Source organism: Kitasatospora sp. NPDC041988 (genome assembly GCF_055588525.1).
In genome coordinates, this window is the sequence record NZ_JBVJCO010000016.1 from 2,817 (window position 1) to 17,340 (window position 14,524).

12 protein-coding genes are annotated in these 14,524 nt (G+C 73.3%); 4 read left to right on the forward strand and 8 right to left on the reverse strand.

Annotation, left to right across the window (positions count from 1 at the left end):
- Positions 1-117: 117 nt before the first annotated feature.
- Together ACZ6NC_RS17815 and ACZ6NC_RS17820 are read right to left on the reverse strand one after the other, a co-directional pair.
- Positions 118-1,338 (reverse strand): glycosyltransferase, encoded by a 1,221-nt coding sequence (locus tag ACZ6NC_RS17815; protein WP_465733720.1) that lies wholly within the window; start codon positions 1,336-1,338, stop codon positions 118-120.
- Positions 1,339-1,422: 84 nt separating this feature from the next.
- Positions 1,423-2,007 carry a dihydrofolate reductase family protein gene (locus ACZ6NC_RS17820; RefSeq protein ID WP_465733999.1) on the reverse strand — a complete coding sequence of 195 codons (585 nt, stop codon included), beginning with the start codon at positions 2,005-2,007 and terminating at the stop codon, positions 1,423-1,425.
- 297 nt (positions 2,008-2,304) lie between these two features.
- Between ACZ6NC_RS17820 and ACZ6NC_RS17825 the strand changes: the two genes are divergently transcribed.
- On the forward strand, positions 2,305-2,475 hold the full coding sequence (locus ACZ6NC_RS17825; protein WP_465733722.1) for a hypothetical protein: 171 nt from the start codon (positions 2,305-2,307) through the stop codon (positions 2,473-2,475).
- Here ACZ6NC_RS17825 and ACZ6NC_RS17830 read toward each other — a convergent pair.
- Positions 2,462-3,109 (reverse strand): GmrSD restriction endonuclease domain-containing protein, encoded by a 648-nt coding sequence (locus ACZ6NC_RS17830; RefSeq protein WP_465733724.1) that lies wholly within the window; start codon positions 3,107-3,109, stop codon positions 2,462-2,464. The genes ACZ6NC_RS17825 and ACZ6NC_RS17830 overlap by 14 nt on opposite strands.
- A gap of 217 nt (positions 3,110-3,326) precedes the next feature.
- Between ACZ6NC_RS17830 and ACZ6NC_RS17835 the strand changes: the two genes are divergently transcribed.
- Positions 3,327-3,608, forward strand: a complete 282-nt coding sequence (locus ACZ6NC_RS17835) for a hypothetical protein (RefSeq protein ID WP_465733726.1) — start codon at positions 3,327-3,329, stop codon at positions 3,606-3,608.
- A gap of 112 nt (positions 3,609-3,720) precedes the next feature.
- On the opposite strand, the gene efeU is transcribed toward ACZ6NC_RS17835, so the two are convergent.
- The 4 genes from efeU to ACZ6NC_RS17855 all read right to left on the reverse strand — a co-directional run bounded on the left by efeU (position 3,721) and on the right by ACZ6NC_RS17855 (position 8,453).
- A complete protein-coding gene (gene efeU / locus ACZ6NC_RS17840; protein WP_465733728.1) occupies positions 3,721-4,572 on the reverse strand; it encodes an iron uptake transporter permease EfeU in 852 nt (283 codons plus the stop codon).
- A gap of 33 nt (positions 4,573-4,605) precedes the next feature.
- Positions 4,606-5,988, reverse strand: coding sequence for an iron uptake transporter deferrochelatase/peroxidase subunit (efeB, locus tag ACZ6NC_RS17845; RefSeq protein ID WP_465733730.1), 1,383 nt, complete (start codon positions 5,986-5,988; stop codon positions 4,606-4,608).
- A 124-nt stretch (positions 5,989-6,112) separates the two neighbouring features.
- Positions 6,113-7,258 carry an iron uptake system protein EfeO gene (gene efeO, locus ACZ6NC_RS17850; RefSeq protein ID WP_465733732.1) on the reverse strand — a complete coding sequence of 382 codons (1,146 nt, stop codon included), beginning with the start codon at positions 7,256-7,258 and terminating at the stop codon, positions 6,113-6,115.
- Positions 7,259-7,613: 355 nt separating this feature from the next.
- Complete coding sequence (locus ACZ6NC_RS17855; protein ID WP_465733734.1) at positions 7,614-8,453, reverse strand: ABC transporter ATP-binding protein; 840 nt, start codon at positions 8,451-8,453, stop codon at positions 7,614-7,616.
- A 244-nt stretch (positions 8,454-8,697) separates the two neighbouring features.
- On the opposite strand from ACZ6NC_RS17855, the gene ACZ6NC_RS17860 reads away from it, so the two are divergent.
- The gene (locus ACZ6NC_RS17860; protein ID WP_465733736.1) at positions 8,698-10,899 is read left to right on the forward strand and encodes an amino acid adenylation domain-containing protein; all 2,202 of its coding nucleotides are present in this window, start codon (positions 8,698-8,700) and stop codon (positions 10,897-10,899) included.
- Between the two features lie 91 nt (positions 10,900-10,990).
- Here ACZ6NC_RS17860 and ACZ6NC_RS17865 read toward each other — a convergent pair whose 3' ends face one another.
- The gene (locus ACZ6NC_RS17865) at positions 10,991-12,337 is read right to left on the reverse strand and encodes a hypothetical protein (RefSeq protein ID WP_465733738.1); all 1,347 of its coding nucleotides are present in this window, start codon (positions 12,335-12,337) and stop codon (positions 10,991-10,993) included.
- A 258-nt stretch (positions 12,338-12,595) separates the two neighbouring features.
- Here ACZ6NC_RS17865 and ACZ6NC_RS17870 point away from each other — a divergent pair, with 258 nt between their 5' ends.
- On the forward strand, positions 12,596-14,188 hold the full coding sequence (locus tag ACZ6NC_RS17870) for a M4 family metallopeptidase (protein ID WP_465733740.1): 1,593 nt from the start codon (positions 12,596-12,598) through the stop codon (positions 14,186-14,188).
- Positions 14,189-14,524: the final 336 nt, after the last annotated feature.

A 14,524-nucleotide genomic window follows, 5' to 3' on the forward strand; every position in this document is an offset into this window, starting at 1 on the left:
TCCCTCCCACCCCCCCGCCCCCCCGCACAAAAAAAAAACCTCAGCCCCCCCCCCCCCCCCCCCCCCCCCCCCCCCCCCCCCCCCCCCCCGCGCGGTTCACGCGGACACCGGCGGCCTCTAGCGACCGGCCGCGTCGAGCAGCAGTTTCGCGGCCACCGTCGCCCCGTCGGTGCGGAAGGTGCCGGCCACGGCGGTTGCCCGTGTGCGGGTCTCGGGGGCCAGGGCCGTCCTGAGCGCGGCCGACAGGGACTCGACGGTCGGGGTCGGGCCGTCGTGTGCCGCGCCGATGCCCAGGTCGGCCACCCGGCCGGCGAAGTACGGCTGGTCCGCCCCCTGGGGGACCACGACCTGGGGGACACCGGCCGAGGTGGCCGTCGTCGTGGTGCCCGCGCCGCCGTGGTGCACCACGGCGGCCACCCGGCGGAACAGGGCCTGGTGGTTGACCTCGCCGACGGCGAAGCAGTCGCCCCGGTCGTCGATCAGGTCCAGGTCGGCCCAGCCGCGGGAGACGACCGCGCGACGGCCCTGCGCGCGGATCGCCTCGATGGTCACCCGGGCGACGTCCTTCGGGTCGCGCATGGGAATGCTGCCGAAGCCCACGTACACCGGCGGGGTGCCGGCGTCCAGGAACGCCACCAGGTCGGCGGGGAGCGGGCGTTCGTCCGGCAGGACCCACGCGCCGGTCTGCACCACGTCGAGCTCCGCCGGCTGCTGCCACGGGGCCAGGGTCGGGTCCGTGGCCAGCCACGGCCGGTCGGTGAAGGCGTAGTCGCGGACGTTGTCCAACGCCGGCAGGCCGATCGAGGCCCGGTGGGTGTTGACCGCCTCGCCGAACACCGCCTGCGCGTCCCGGGCGTCCTGGTCCCACAGCACCCGGTTGTCGGTCACCTCCGCGGGGAGCGGACGGCCCGGCCGCGGCATCGGCGGGTGGTGCGGCGACGGCAGGCTGACCGGCTGGTAACTCGCGTACACGTAGCGGACGCCGAGCTTCTCGGCCGCCGACCTCACGCCCGCCACCGCCGGCACGAGGCCGGTCGCCACCAGCACGTCACACCCCTCGCCCGCCGCGGTGACGTTGTCGTGGAACGCGGCGACCAGCTCGGCCGCGCGGCGGGGCACACCTCCGGGCGACGGTGGCGTCTTCCCCGTCACCAGATCGCGCACCGACTGGCCCGTCGGCACCATCTCCACACCGACTCCGGCCAGCCGCTTCGCGAACTCCTCGTCGGGCGGCGCGCACACCCGCACCTCGGCGCCCAGCTCCTGCAGCCGCACCGCGAGCGCCACCAGTGGTTCGACGCCCCCGCGCGAGTCGTATCCGGACAACAGCACACGCATTTTCGTGACTCCCATTTCCATAGGTTCCGGCCCGGCATCGGGCATCCGGAATCGGCAGATCCACCCGGCTTCGAAGCTGCCCGTCTAGCCGGCCGGCTTGGTGTACGTGAGGACGAGGTTCCCACCGTCGAACACGTGGCTGGCGGTGAGGGTGAGGACGCGGTGGTCGAATTCGGCGCCGAACATCGGGATGCCGGAGCCGGCGACGATCGGGTACTGCTTGACGATCAGCTCGTCGATCTCCGGGAGGACCTGGCCGGCGAGGTCGGCGCCGCCGCAGAGCCAGATCCCCAGGCCGTCCTCCTGCTTGAGCTTGCGGACCAGGGCGAGCGGGTCCTCGGCGGTGACCTCCACGGCCGGGTCGGGGCTTTCGGTGAGCGAGCGCGAGACGACGATCTGCCGCAGGTGCGCGTAGGGGCTGCTCAGGCCGGCCTCCAGGCCCGGGGCGTAGGTCCCGCGGCCCATCAGAACGGTGTCGAAGCGGGAGTTGGGGACGTCGTCGATGCCGAAGGCCTGACGGCTCGGGGTGTTGAGGGTGTCGGCGTACTCGGAGACGAGGTGCGGCAGGAAGCCGTCGCTGACGTGCTGGAAGAAGAAGTCGAAACCGCCGTCGGGAGCGGCGATGAACCCGTCGATGGTGGTGGCGACGAAGTAGGTGAGCTTGCGCAAGGTGATCTGTTTCCGCTTCGACGGGCCCACCGCGACGGCGGGCCGGTTGACGTGGTGCTCCGGCACAGCGGCGCGTCCGAGGACATTCGGAAACCCGGCCGGTCACCGGAGAAGATCACTCGGGAGCAACGGCAGGCAGCGGTCCGCGCCGCGCCCGCCGGGAGATCGGGCCGGCCGACCGGCCGCCCCGCGTGTCATCCCTCCGGCAGGAGCAAGCCTCCCGCGAGGTCCGGCAGTGGATCAAGGCAAAGTCCGTGATCCAGCCGATAACCCGGGGGTTATCGATCAGGGGTGGCCGTGGAACCGAGAGACATCGAGATCTTCCTGGCGGACGCCTTCCAGCCCTTCTTCACTCCGGCCGGCCGCGCCGTCCCGCGCCGGGAGATGGTGGAGCCCCGGCCGGTACCGGCCGGGGCTCCGGCATGGGGCCGAAACGTTTCGGTGGAACGTTTCGTCAGCAGCCGTTGAGGATCGAGGTCAGCGTGCTCTTCTCGGCGCTGTCGATGCTCAGGCCGTAGTAGTACTTCACCTGGACCCAGGCGCGGGCGTAGGTGCAGCGGTAGGAGGTCTGCGGCAGCCAGTGGGCCGGGTCCTGGTCGCCCTTGGTGCGGTTGGAACTGGCGGAGACGGCGATCAGCTGCGGGCGGGTCAGGTCGTTGGCGAAGGCCTTGCGCTGGTCGGTGGTCCAGGCCCAGGCGCCGGAGCGCCAGGCCTCGGCGAGCGGCACCAGGTGGTCGATGTCGAAGGTGGAGGCGCTGGTGGTGGTGACGTTGTCGTACACCGACGTCCAGCTGCCGCTGACGGAGGCACAGGCGGAGTCGGTCACCACGCCGCTGCCGTCGCGCTTGAGGACCGTCTCGCGGGTGTTGCAGGTGCCGGCGATGGTGATCCAGTGCGGGAACAGCGTCCGGTCGTAGGTGTCGTCGTGGGACTCCGCGGTCGCCGCGATCGAGGCCAGGTACGAGCGGGCGGTGGCGGCCGAGACCGGGGTGGGCAGGGCGGCCTGGGCGCTGCCGGCGCCGGCCAGCAGGGTGGTGAGGGCGAGCAGCAGGGCGCCGAAGGCGGCCGCCAGGGCGCGGTGGGGCGTGCGTATCGCGGACATGCAGGGACTCCTGGGTCGGTGTGAGGGCAGGCCGAAGCCCCCGGGCGGGGCAGCCCGGGCCGGCAACCAGCATGGCGTGCAAGGGGTTTACGCGGGTAGACCCTGGAGGTTAACTTTTGAGCCTCAGTCAGCTCCCAGTCGTGGGCGGGCATCGGCCGGGCCGGTTGTCGGTACCGCGTGCGACGATGTCCCGACCTGGAGCGACGGGGAGGGCGGCATGGAAACGAGCAGGATCACGGGCGACGGCCCGGACGGGCACGAGCACACGGTGCGGATCATCACCCGCGGCCCGGACAACACCCGGTACGTGGTCTGCGAGGGCTGCGGCTATCGCAAGCGGGCCGACATGTTCGCGCGGGCCAAGGCGGAGCGGCACCTCTCCGAGTCGCACGACGCGGACGGCTTCCGGCAGCAGATAAGCCCCTGGCCGATCGTCCTCGGGGTGATCGGAGTCGTCATCCTGCTGGTCTTCGCGGCGAGTGTGCGCGGCGGCCGCTGACGCCGCCCCTCGACTGGCGCCCTCGGCGCGGCCGCCGGCGCCCTCGACGCGGACCGCCCCGCCCGGCGGGTGCCGGACGGGGCGGTGAGGTACTGCGGGGAGCCTGGCGCGGTCAGGCGGCCGACTTGGCGGAGCCCTGCTTCGGGGCGACCGGCTTGACCGGCCTGCCGCCGAAGACCCCGAAGAAGAAGGCCAGCGTCGGGATCAGGTAGGCCGCCCAGACGGCCAGCTGGAGGACGGTCGGGTCCGGCTGGAAGTTGAGGACGCCCTTGAGCAGGGTGCCGTACCAACTGTCCTTCGGGATGGTGCTGCTGATGTCGAAGGCCAGGTCGTGCAGGCCGCCGAGCCAGCCGGCCTCCTGCAGGTCGTGCACGCCGTACGCCAGCACGCCGGCGGCGACGACGACCAGCATGGCCCCGGTCCAGGTGAAGAACTTGGCCAGGTTGATCTTCAGCGCGCCCCGGTAGAAGAGCCAGCCGAGCACCACCGAGGTGGCCAGGCCGAGCGCCGCACCGATGATCGGGTTGTAGCCGTCGTTGGTGGCCTGCACCGCCGACCAGATGAACAGCGCCGTCTCCAGGCCCTCGCGGCCGACGGCCAGGAAGGAGGTGACCACCAGCGCGACCGTGCCCATGGCGAGCGCCGCGTCCAGCTTGCCGTGCAGCTCGGCCTTCAGGTGCCGGGCGGTACGGCGCATCCAGAACACCATCCAGGTGACCAGGCCGACCGAGAGGACCGACAGCGTGCCGCCGAGCGCCTCCTGTGCCTCGAAGGTCAGCTGGGAGGAGCCGAACTGGAGGATGGCACCGAAGGCCATGCTCAGCACGACGGCCGCCGCGATGCCGCCCCAGACCGGCGGCAGCTTGTCCTTGCGGTCGGTCTTGACCAGATAGGCGATCAGGATGCAGACGACCAGGCTGGCTTCGAGGCCCTCGCGAAGGCCGATCAGGTAGTTGCCGAACACGGCACTCTCCTCGGGGTTGAACGGGGCAGGGGATCAGCCGAAGAGGGCCTGGCCCCACCACTCGCCGGGCTTGCGGACGCCCGCCGGGCAGGCGAAGTGGGCGGAGCCGACGTGCTGGATGTACTCGTTGAGCGCGTCACTGCCGGCGAGGCGCTGCTGGAGCGGGACGAACGCCTTGCGGCTGTCGCGCTGGTAGGCGAGGAAGAAGAGGCCGGCGTCCAGGCGGCCGAGGCCGTCGGTGCCGTCGGTGAAGGAGAAGCCCCGGCGCAGGATCATCAGGCCGTTGTTGGTGTCCGGGTGGGCGAGGCGCACATGCGAGTCCTCGGGCATCGCCTTGAGGTCGGGCGCGTCGTGCTCCTTGGGCTTGCCGTACGGGGCGCCCTCGCCCTTGGTGCGGCCGAAGATGTCCTCCTGCTCCTTGAGCGGAGTACGGTCCCAGGTCTCGATGTGCATCCGGATCCGCCGGGCGACCAGGTAGGAGCCGCCGGTCATCCAGTCCGCGCCCTCGCCGGGGGCGACCCAGACGTGCTCGGCGAGCTTCGCCGTGTCGGTGCCGGCGATGTTGTGGGTGCCGTCCTTGAAACCCATCATGTTGCGCGGGGTCTGCGCGTCCGGGGTGGTGGAGGAGGTCTTGCCGAAGCCCAGCTGCGACCAGCGGATGTTGACGGTGCCCATGCCGATCCGGGCCAGGTTGCGGATCGCGTGCACGGCGACCTGCGGGTCGTCGGCGCAGGCCTGGATGCAGAGGTCGCCGCCGCTGCGCGCCGGGTCGAGGTTGTCGCCCTTGAACTTCGGCAGGTCGATCAGGGCCTCGGGGCGCTTGGCCTTGAGGCCGAAGCGGTCCACGCCCTCCTTCTCGAACAGGGTCGGGCCGAAGCCGATGGTGAGGGTGAGCCGGGAGGCGGGCAGGCCCAGGGCCTCGCCGGTGTCGTCCGGCGGCGCCTCGGGCAGGCCGCTGGCGGCGCCGCTGCCGATCTCGCGGCCGCCGGTCATCGCGGCGGCGGCCTTGGTCCACTCCTTCAGCATCTTGACCAGCGACTCGCGGGTCGCCGTGGCCGAGACGTCGAAGGCCGCGAAGTGCAGGCGGTCCTGGACGGGGGTGGCGATGCCGGACTGGTGGTCGCCGTAGAAGGGGATGTCCCCGCCGACGGCGGCGGCGGGCGCCGGGGCCGGGTCGTCCTGCCGGGTGGCGGCGGCGACCGAGCCGACGCCGGCCGCACCGAGGGCGACGCCGGCGCCGGCCCAGCCGATCACGGCGCGGCGGCTGACCGGGCCGCGGGCGGCACCGTCCCGCTCGGCGGCGGTGGCGGTGGCAGTGGCGCCGGCGGAGGCAGCTGCGGTCTCGGAGGCAGCGGGGGTGGCGGTGGCGTCGGTACCGGCCGGAGTCCCGGCCTGCTGCTCGTTCTCGGCGTCCATCTGCGGGCGGGCCCTTCTCTGTACTGAACTCACGGATGCCGTGGCGGCCGCTCGGGCCGCCACGGCGGTGTGGTGGAGGTGGTGCTCTGCCTGGCCGCCCCGGGCGGGAACGGCCGGGCAGGTGCTACTTGACGACGACCGCGGCACCCAGCTTCGACAGCGGCTCGCCCAGCGAGTTCACCGCGTCGGAGAAGGTCTTGCGCTCGGCCTCGGTCACCTTGTCGTACGAGGTGTAGGTGCCGTCGGCCTGCTTGTACTTGGCGAGCAGCGCCTGGATCGCGGCGAACTCCGAGTCCAGGGTCTTGGCCAGCTCGGCGTCCTTCTGCGAGGCGACCGGCTTCAGCAGCTCGTAGGCCTTCTGCGCGCCCTCGACGTTGGCGGCGAAGTCGGCGAGGTCGGTGTGGCTGTAGCGGTCCTCCTCGCCGGTGATCTTGCCGGTGGCGACCTCGTCCAGCAGCTCCTTGGCGCCGTTGGCCATGCTGGTCGCGGTGATCTCCGCCTCGGGGATCTTCTTCTGCCAGTCCTTCAGGTCGGCCACCAGCTGGTCGGCGAGCTTCTTCTCGTCGTCGCCGATCTTGGCCTCGGCGAAGAGCGACTTCTCCAGCTTGTGCCAGCCGGTCCACTCCTGGCCGGCTTCGAGGCCGTCCTCGCGGGTGTCGGTCTTCGGGTCGACGTCACCGAAGCTCTCGGCGACCGGCTCGGTGCGCTCCCAGCCGGTGCGCGACGGCGCGTACAGCGACTTGGCCTTCTCGAGGTCGCCGGCCTTGATCGCGCCGGCAAAGGCCTCGACGGCCGGGATGGTGGCGTCGGCCTGCTCCTGCGCGTACGTGCGGTAGGCGTCGACGGCGGCGGTCAGGCGCGGGTCGGCCGGGGCGGCCGCGGCGGAGGCGTCACCGGTGACGGTGATCTTCTGGCGGATGCCGTCGCCGACCATGCCGGGCTTGCAGGCGATCTCGTACGAGCCGGCCTTGATCTCGGCGTTGATCGAGGCCTTGGTGCCGGGGCCGATGTTCTCGCGCTCGGTGATGATCTTGTCGCCGTCGCCGTAGACGTAGACCTCGGTGGTCTTCGAGCCCTTGTTGGTGATGTCGATCACGACGTGGCCGGCCGGGAAGCTGGTCTTGGAGACCTCGCAGGCGGTGTCGGTGGCGTTCACCTTCACCGCGCCGGCGGACGCCTTGTCGTCCTTCTTCTGCGAGCAGCCGGCCAGCGCGGCAGTCGCCACAGCGAGGGTGAGCAGCGTGGCTGCGGTGGAACGACGGGCGGACATGAAGGCTCCAGCGGGAAGGCAGGGCGAACCAGGGCAGGGCTGAGTGTGGGTACGGGAACCGGAGCCACCCGGTGCCCCCACCCACTTAGCTAAGGCATACCTTAGGGAAATCTGATTTCGCCGTCTACACCGCCCCCCGTTTGCGATCCGCGCAGGTGAGGACGGCCTTGGCGGCAGCGTTTCGTCAGCCCACCGACGAATTCCGGCCACAGCCCGCCGAACGGCGGGGTTGACCTCGGCAGCCTCCTGCGTCACCGCTCCCCACGGGTCACCCGTCCGGCCGCGCCCCGCCGCGCGCCGTCCCGATCCGTCCCCTCCCGCCGCGTCCGGCCACGGCCCGCCCCCTCCCGCCGCGTCAGCGCTCCGGCGTACGGCGGGCGGCCGCGCGGGCGGTCCAGCGGCCCTCGTGCCGGCTGATCCGGATCGGATGGCCGAAGCAGGCGCTGATCAGCTCGGTCGTCATCACCTCGGCCACCGGCCCGGCCGCGACGCACTCGCCCTCGCGCAGCAGCAGCGCATGGGTGGTGCTCTCCGGCAACTCCTCCAGGTGGTGCGTCACCAGCACGCTGGCCAGCTCCGGGTGCTGGTGGCGCAGCAGGTCCAGGCTGTCCAGCAGCAGCTCGCGGGCGGTGAGGTCGAGCCCGGTGGCGGGCTCGTCGAGCAGCAGCAGGCGGGGGCTGGGCATCAGCGCGCGGGCGATCAGGGCGCGGCCACGCTCGCCCTGGGAGAGCGTCGTCCAGGGGGCTTCGGCCATGGCGGCCATGCCGAGGGTCTCGATCAGCTGCTCGGCCCGCTCCAGCTCCTCGGGGGCGGGCTTGCGGTTGAGGTCCGGTTCGATGGTGTTGCGGGTGCCGGTGAGCACCACCTCGCGCACGGTCAGCGGCGAGCGCAGCGGGTGGCGCGGGTTGACGTGGCCGAGGTGGGCGCGCAGCTCGCGGATGTCGACCCGGCCGAGCCGGCGGCCGAGCACGTCCACCTCGCCGCGGGTGGGGTGGGAGACCGCCCCGAGCAGCCCGAGCAGGGTGGACTTGCCCGCGCCGTTGGCGCCGAGCAGCGCCCAGTGCTGGCCCGGGTCGATGGCCAGGGTGATCCCGCGCAGCAGGTAGCGGCCGTCGCGGACGACATCGACGTCGCGGGTGCGCAGCAGCGGCCCGGTGGGCAGCGGGTCGGCGGGCAGCGGGTCGGGCGTGCTCATGGCGGGCGGTCCTCCGGGGGTTGGCGCCGGACAGGGGTGCGGGGGCGGCGCCGCTCCGGGCGGGCAGGCGCCGACCGTACGCGTGCAGAGTACAACCGTCGGCGCGGCGGCGGCCGGGCCCGTCCGAGGGGTGGACGGACGAGGTGAGGGGGCGCACGCGACGCGGTCTGCCGCACGCCCCTGTCGCCGGGCGGCAGTTGGCGGGAGGATCGGTGGGAGGCACGGTGTGAAGGGGGCTGGACGGATGGGGTGGGACGCGGAGCCGGCGGGGCGGGACGCGAAGCCGGGAGCACGGGAAACGGGGCCGGGGACACGGGACACGGAGCCGGCGGGGCGGGCGGGGACGCTGCACGGGCGGTTCGAGGAGCAGGCGCGGCGGTCGCCGGACGCGGTCGCCGTCCGGTGCGGCGCCCGGGAGCTGACGTACGGTGAGCTGGACGCGCGGGCGGACCGGCTGGCCCGTCACCTGGCGGCGCAGGGCCTGGCGCCGGGCGGCCGGGCGGCGGTGGCACTGGGCCGGGGCACCGAGGTGTTCGTCGCGCTGCTCGCGGTGCTGAAGGCGGGCGGCGCGTACGTACCGCTGGAGCCGGGCGCGCCCGATCCGCTGCTGCGCCATGTGCTGGCGGACGCCGATCCGGCACTGGTGGTGACCGAGGAGGCCCACCGGGTGCGGCTGACGGACGCCAGCGGGCGGGCGGTGGTGTGCCTGGACTCGGCGGCGGAGGCGACAGCCGCCCTGCCCGTCGGCCCGCCGGAGGTGTCCACCGGACCGGAGGACCTCGCCTGTGTCTTCTTCACCTCCGGCTCGACCGGCCCGCCCCGGGGCGCGCTGATCGAGCACCGCAACCTGCTGGCCGCCTACCGGGGCTGGCGCGAGGTGTACGGGCTCTCCCCCGCCGACCGGATCCTGCAGACGGCGAGCCTGGAGTTCGACGTCTTCACCGCCGACTGGGTGCGCGCGCTGTGCACCGGCGCCACCCTGGTGGTCGCCCCGCGCAACCTCACCCTGGACCGCACCGCCGACATCGGCGACCTCCCGGCGCTGGTCGCCGCCGAGCGGATCACCGTACTGGAGCTGAACGTCCGCACGGCGCGCCGGCTGCGCGACCACCTGGCGGCGACCGGCGGGTCGCTACCGGGCGTGCGGCTGCTGACCGTGGGCGCCGAGAAGTGGTACCTGGACGAGCAGTTGGGCCTCCAACGGCTGCTCGGCCGCGGCGGGGGCACCGGTGGCGCCGGCGTGCGGGTGCTGAACGTGTACGGCCTCGCCGAGGCGTCCGTGGACAGCAGCTACTTCGACGCCGCCGGCTCGGCCGGCGGCGAGCTCAGCGAACGGGTCTCGCTGGTCGGCACCCCCTTCCCCGGCACCCGCGTCCACGTGGTCGGCCCGGACGGCGCCCCGCTGCCTCGCGGGGAGGTCGGCGAGATCGCGGTGGCCGGCCCGGGCCTGGGCCGGGGCTATCTGAACCGCCCGGAGGAGACGGCGCGGCGATTCGTCCGGGCGGTCTTCGACCCCGACGGGCGGGTGCTGCTGACCGGTGACCTCGGCCGGGTCCGCGAGGACGGCGTACTGGAGTTCACCGCCCGGGCCGAGGGCGTGGTCGGTCCCGCCGACTCCGCGCGGGCCGCCGACGTGGTCGAGCGGGTCACCCGCGCCGCCCGCGCCGAGGGCGTGCTGCGCGCGCACCCGGCGGTGCGGGAGGCCGCCGTCGCCGAGGTGGAGCCGGAGCCGGGGCGGCGCGTCCTGGTCGGGTACGCGGTGGCCGCGCCGGAGGCCGACGAGGTGGACGCCTGGTCGCTCTCCGCCTACCTGGCCGAGCAGTTGCCGGCCGGGGCGGCGCCCGCCGCCGTGGTGCCGCTGCCCGCGCTCCCCCGCACCCGGGCCGGCAAGCCGGACCGCTCCGCCCTGCCGCTGCCGGCCCCGCGCCACTACTTCTCGTTCAGCGCGTCACGGGGTTCCAAGGGCGGCAAGGGCGGCGGCAAGGCGGGCGCCGGCCGGGCGGGCGCGTCCGGTGAGGGGGGCGGAACGGGCTGCGCCTGGGTCTTCCTCTCGCTGTTCTTCGCGGGCCTGGCCTGGCTGGTGACCGACGGGTTCTGGCCGGGCTCCACCGATGTCTCCGCGGTCCCGGCCCCCTACGCCTTCTACTTCCGGATCCTCTACCTGTTCGAGCGGCTGTCGTTCGGCGTGGGCATGGCCTTCCTGTTCCTCGGGGCGTCGGTCATCGCCCGGTACGGACGGCCGACGATGCTCTCCATCGCCGCCCACCTGTCGCTGTTCTGGCTGCTGGCCTCCTGGTGGCCGCAGGACAACCTGTACCGGACCAGCTCGCCGACCGACTGGCCGCAGCAGTCGGTGCTGGTCTACGTGTTCAACATCGCGCTGATGGTCGCGGCCGCGATCGTGGTGCGCTTCCTCGCCTGGCGGCCGCGGTCCGAACGGGGCTGAGGCTCCCTCGGCGACGGGGGCCTCCCAGGCGTGGGCCCCACCGTGGTGACGCTCCGCCGGCGGTGCGGCTCCGCCACTGGTGGGGGCCCGCTCAGCGCAGCGCTTCGAACATCCGGCCCAGGGCCTGGTTGGCCGCCCCGACCAGCGCCTGGGCCGCGTCCAGGGCCTCGACCGCACCCGGTGCCCCGGTGGCGCGCGCGGCGAGCGCCACCCCGACGGCCGGCTCCGGCTCGTAGCCCGCCGTCACGACCAGCGGCAGCAGGGTGACGCCGAGCGCGGCACAGCGCGGGCGCAGCCGGTCCAGGTGGTCGTGGAGGGCCTCCTGGGAGAGCCGGGCACCGAGCGGCATCCCGTCCACGGTGCGGACCACGTGGCCGGGGCCGCGGACCTGGTCGAGCCGGGCCCGCAGCACGAAGGCGATCGCGGGCCCGGTGAGCCGCAGGTTGGTCTCGGTGGGGGCGAGCCGGCGCTCCCGGTCGGTGACGAAGTCGACGTCGTACCAGCCGCGGTGGCCCTCGGCGGCGAGGCGCTCGCCCACCGCGAGCCCGAACCGCCCGGCGATCGCCGCCGCACCGGGCGGCACCACGCCCGGGCCGACCGTCACGCCCTGGTACCGGGTGCCGTCCACCTCCATCGCGCCGACGCCGACCGGGTGGACCGTCCCGTCCTCGCCGATCACCGCGTCGAAGGTGAGGTCGCGCAGGTGATCCGCCCGGCCGCCGTCGATGTACTCCTCCAGCAGCAGCGCGCCGCCGGACGGCAGCACCTCCTCCCGGGCCAGCCGGCGCAGCAGGGCCCGCGAGCCGCCGGCCGCGAACAGCTGCTGCGGGGTCACCACGACGGTGCCGTAGCCGCCGACGCCGTGCGGGCTCTTGACCACCGTGGTCAGGCCGCGGCCGGCCCGGGCGGTGAGCCGGCGGGCGGTGCGGCGCGGCGAGTCCGGCTGTTCCTGGCGCGGCACGACGATCCCCGGGTGGTCCGGGGCCAGTTCGGCGAAGAGCCCGTGCGCGGCCGCCTTGGACTCGTAGCGCCGTACCGCGGCCAGCCCGGGCCCCTCCCCCTGTGCCGCCGTCCGCCCCCAGGGCACCACCGCTTCGGGGCCGTCCGCGATCCGCGCCGCCAGCGCCGGCCGGGCGGCCAGCGCCCGGGCGAGGGTCTCCCCGGGCGCGACCCCGCTGTACAGCTCGACCGGCCCCCACGCCAACTCCCGTGCCAGCCAGTCGATCCAGGACGCCTCGACCTCCGCCGGCAGGACGATCAGCGCCGGCTCCGGGGTGTAGCAGGTGGCCATGCCCGCGTAGTGGTGCGCCTGCCGAAGCCGCCGCGCCCGCTGCGCCTCGTCCATGCCCGGCGCGAAGAACTGCTCGTTGAAGTCGGCCACGTTGCCCAGGTGCACGGCCCGCCTGCCGCCCGTCCAGGCCCCCACCCATCCGTCCATCCGGCGAGCCTACGGTCTGCCGGGCGCGGGCGGGGTGGCAATGCGCAGGGCGTCGACCTCGTCGTCGGTGAGGGCGTCGCGCCAGGTGTAGCGGGTCGTCATGGGGTGCACCTCAAAAAGGTGTTCGCAGTCGATCAAATTCGATCAGGACAGGACACAACTTGGTCAAGATCTGACGTGATGTCTAGCCGGGGTTGGCTGCCCACCGTCAATCTCGGTCCCAGCTCTTTCCCTGCAGCTACCCCGACTGGAGTCAGAGTGAGCCCCACCTCCTCTCACCGCCGCCACCTCGCGGCCGGAGCCATAGCGGCCACCGCCGCTCTCGTCGCCGCCACCTTCCAGGCCGGCACGGCGTCCGCCGCCCCCACCGGCCGTGACGCGGCGATCGCCCAGGCCAGGGCCAACGTCGCCCACAACGCCGGAGTCTTCGGCTTCGGCGACGACCAGGACCTTCAGGTCAAGGACGTCATCATCGACGCCGACGGCACCCAGCACGTCCGCTTCGACCGCACCTACCGCGGACTGCCCGTCGTCGGCGGCGACCTGGTGGTCCACCAGGACGCGCGCGGCCGGCTCAAGGACTCCACCCGCGCGGCGGCCCACGACGCCTCGGTGAAGTCCACCGTCCCGAAGGTCCCGGCGCAGGCGAGCGCCGGCCAGGCACTCCAGGCCGCGCCGGCCATCGGCGCCGCCACCAGCTCGCCCGAGCTGGTCGTCTGGGCCGCCGACGGCACGCCCCGGCTCGCCTGGAAGACCACCGTCACCGGCGTCGGCGAGCACGGCCAGCCGGCCGGCAAGGTCGTCGTCACCGACGCCACCACCGGCGAGCAGATCGAGTCCTACGACTCCGAGCACCAGGCCGCCGGCACCGGCCACTCCGAGTACACCGGTGACGTCACCATCGACACCACGGCGCAGAACGGCGGTTACGCGCTCATCGACCCGGTGCGCGGGACGATCACCAAGGACGCCCACAACGCCTCGTCCGGCTCGCTCAACGCGAACTCCGGGACGCTGTTCACCGACCCGGACAACGTCTGGGGCGACGGCAAGAAGTTCTCCACCGACCGCGCCACCGCCGCCGTCGACGCCCACGCCAACACCGCCTGGACGTACGACTACTACAAGAACACCTTCGGCCGCAGCGGCATCAAGAACGACGGCAAGGGCGCCACCGTCTTCGTCCACGTCGGCACCAACTGGGACAACGCCCAGTGGTCCGACTCCTGCTTCTGCATGATGACCGGCGACGGCGACGGCACCACCGACCCCGAGCAGGTCGACCTCGACACCATGGGCCACGAGATGACCCACGGCGTCACCAGCGCCACCGCCAACCTCCGTTACAGCGGCGAGTCCGGCGGTCTCAACGAGTCCACCAGCGACATCTTCGGAACGATGGTCGAGTGGTACGCCAACAACCAGGTGGACACCCCCGACTACCTGTTCAGCGACCAGTCCACCCCGCCGTGGCTGCGCCGGATGGACAAGCCCTCGTTGGACGGCCGGTCGGCCGACTGCTGGAGCCGCAAGGTCGGCCAGCTCGACGTCCACAACTCCTCGGGCGTCGGCAACCACTGGTTCTACCTGGCCAGTGAGGGCAGCGGCACCAAGACCATCAACGGCTACACCTACAACAGCCCCACCTGCAACAACTCGACGGTGACCGGCATCGGCAACCAGAAGGTCGCCAAGATCTGGTACCGCGCGCTGACCGTCTACATGACGTCCACCACGGACTACAAGGGCGCGCGCACCGCGTCCCTGAACGCCGCGAAGGACCTCTACGGCCTCAACAGCACCGAGTACAAGGCGGTCGCGGCCGCCTGGAGCGCCGTCTCGGTCGGCTGACCTCCCTCCCGGCTGTGGGCCCGTCGCCTCTGCGGCGGGTCCACAGCCGTGTCCGCGCGACGCCGGCGGGCGGCAGTCCGCGTACGTGAGTTGGACCTCGCGCCGCCCTCGACGGTCGCGATCCGGCGGTCCAGGTCCAGGCCCAGGCCCAGCAGCAGCCGCCCCCTCCGGCCGTCTCCATGGCGCCGTCCACGACCCCCTCCCCGCTCCATCTCCCCGCTGGACAACGGCACTTGCCGCGCCACCGGCCGACTCACCCGCGCTCCGGCTCACCGGAGCCCGGCGACGGGCCCGTGCCGGCCGCCCGTGAGAGGATCGCTCGGCGGCGTGCGCCGC

Coding starts and splice junctions, on each gene's coding strand:
- ACZ6NC_RS17815 (WP_465733720.1), bottom strand. CDS start 1,338: ATGCGTGTGCTGTTGTCCGGATACGACTCGCGCGGGGGCGTCGAACCA.
- ACZ6NC_RS17830 (WP_465733724.1), bottom strand. CDS start 3,109: ATGTCCGCGATACGCACGCCCCACCGCGCCCTGGCGGCCGCCTTCGGC.
- ACZ6NC_RS17835 (WP_465733726.1), top strand. CDS start 3,327: ATGGAAACGAGCAGGATCACGGGCGACGGCCCGGACGGGCACGAGCAC.
- efeB (WP_465733730.1), bottom strand. CDS start 5,988: ATGGACGCCGAGAACGAGCAGCAGGCCGGGACTCCGGCCGGTACCGAC.
- efeO (WP_465733732.1), bottom strand. CDS start 7,258: ATGTCCGCCCGTCGTTCCACCGCAGCCACGCTGCTCACCCTCGCTGTG.
- ACZ6NC_RS17855 (WP_465733734.1), bottom strand. CDS start 8,453: ATGAGCACGCCCGACCCGCTGCCCGCCGACCCGCTGCCCACCGGGCCG.
- ACZ6NC_RS17860 (WP_465733736.1), top strand. CDS start 8,698: ATGGGGTGGGACGCGGAGCCGGCGGGGCGGGACGCGAAGCCGGGAGCA.
- ACZ6NC_RS17865 (WP_465733738.1), bottom strand. CDS start 12,337: ATGGACGGATGGGTGGGGGCCTGGACGGGCGGCAGGCGGGCCGTGCAC.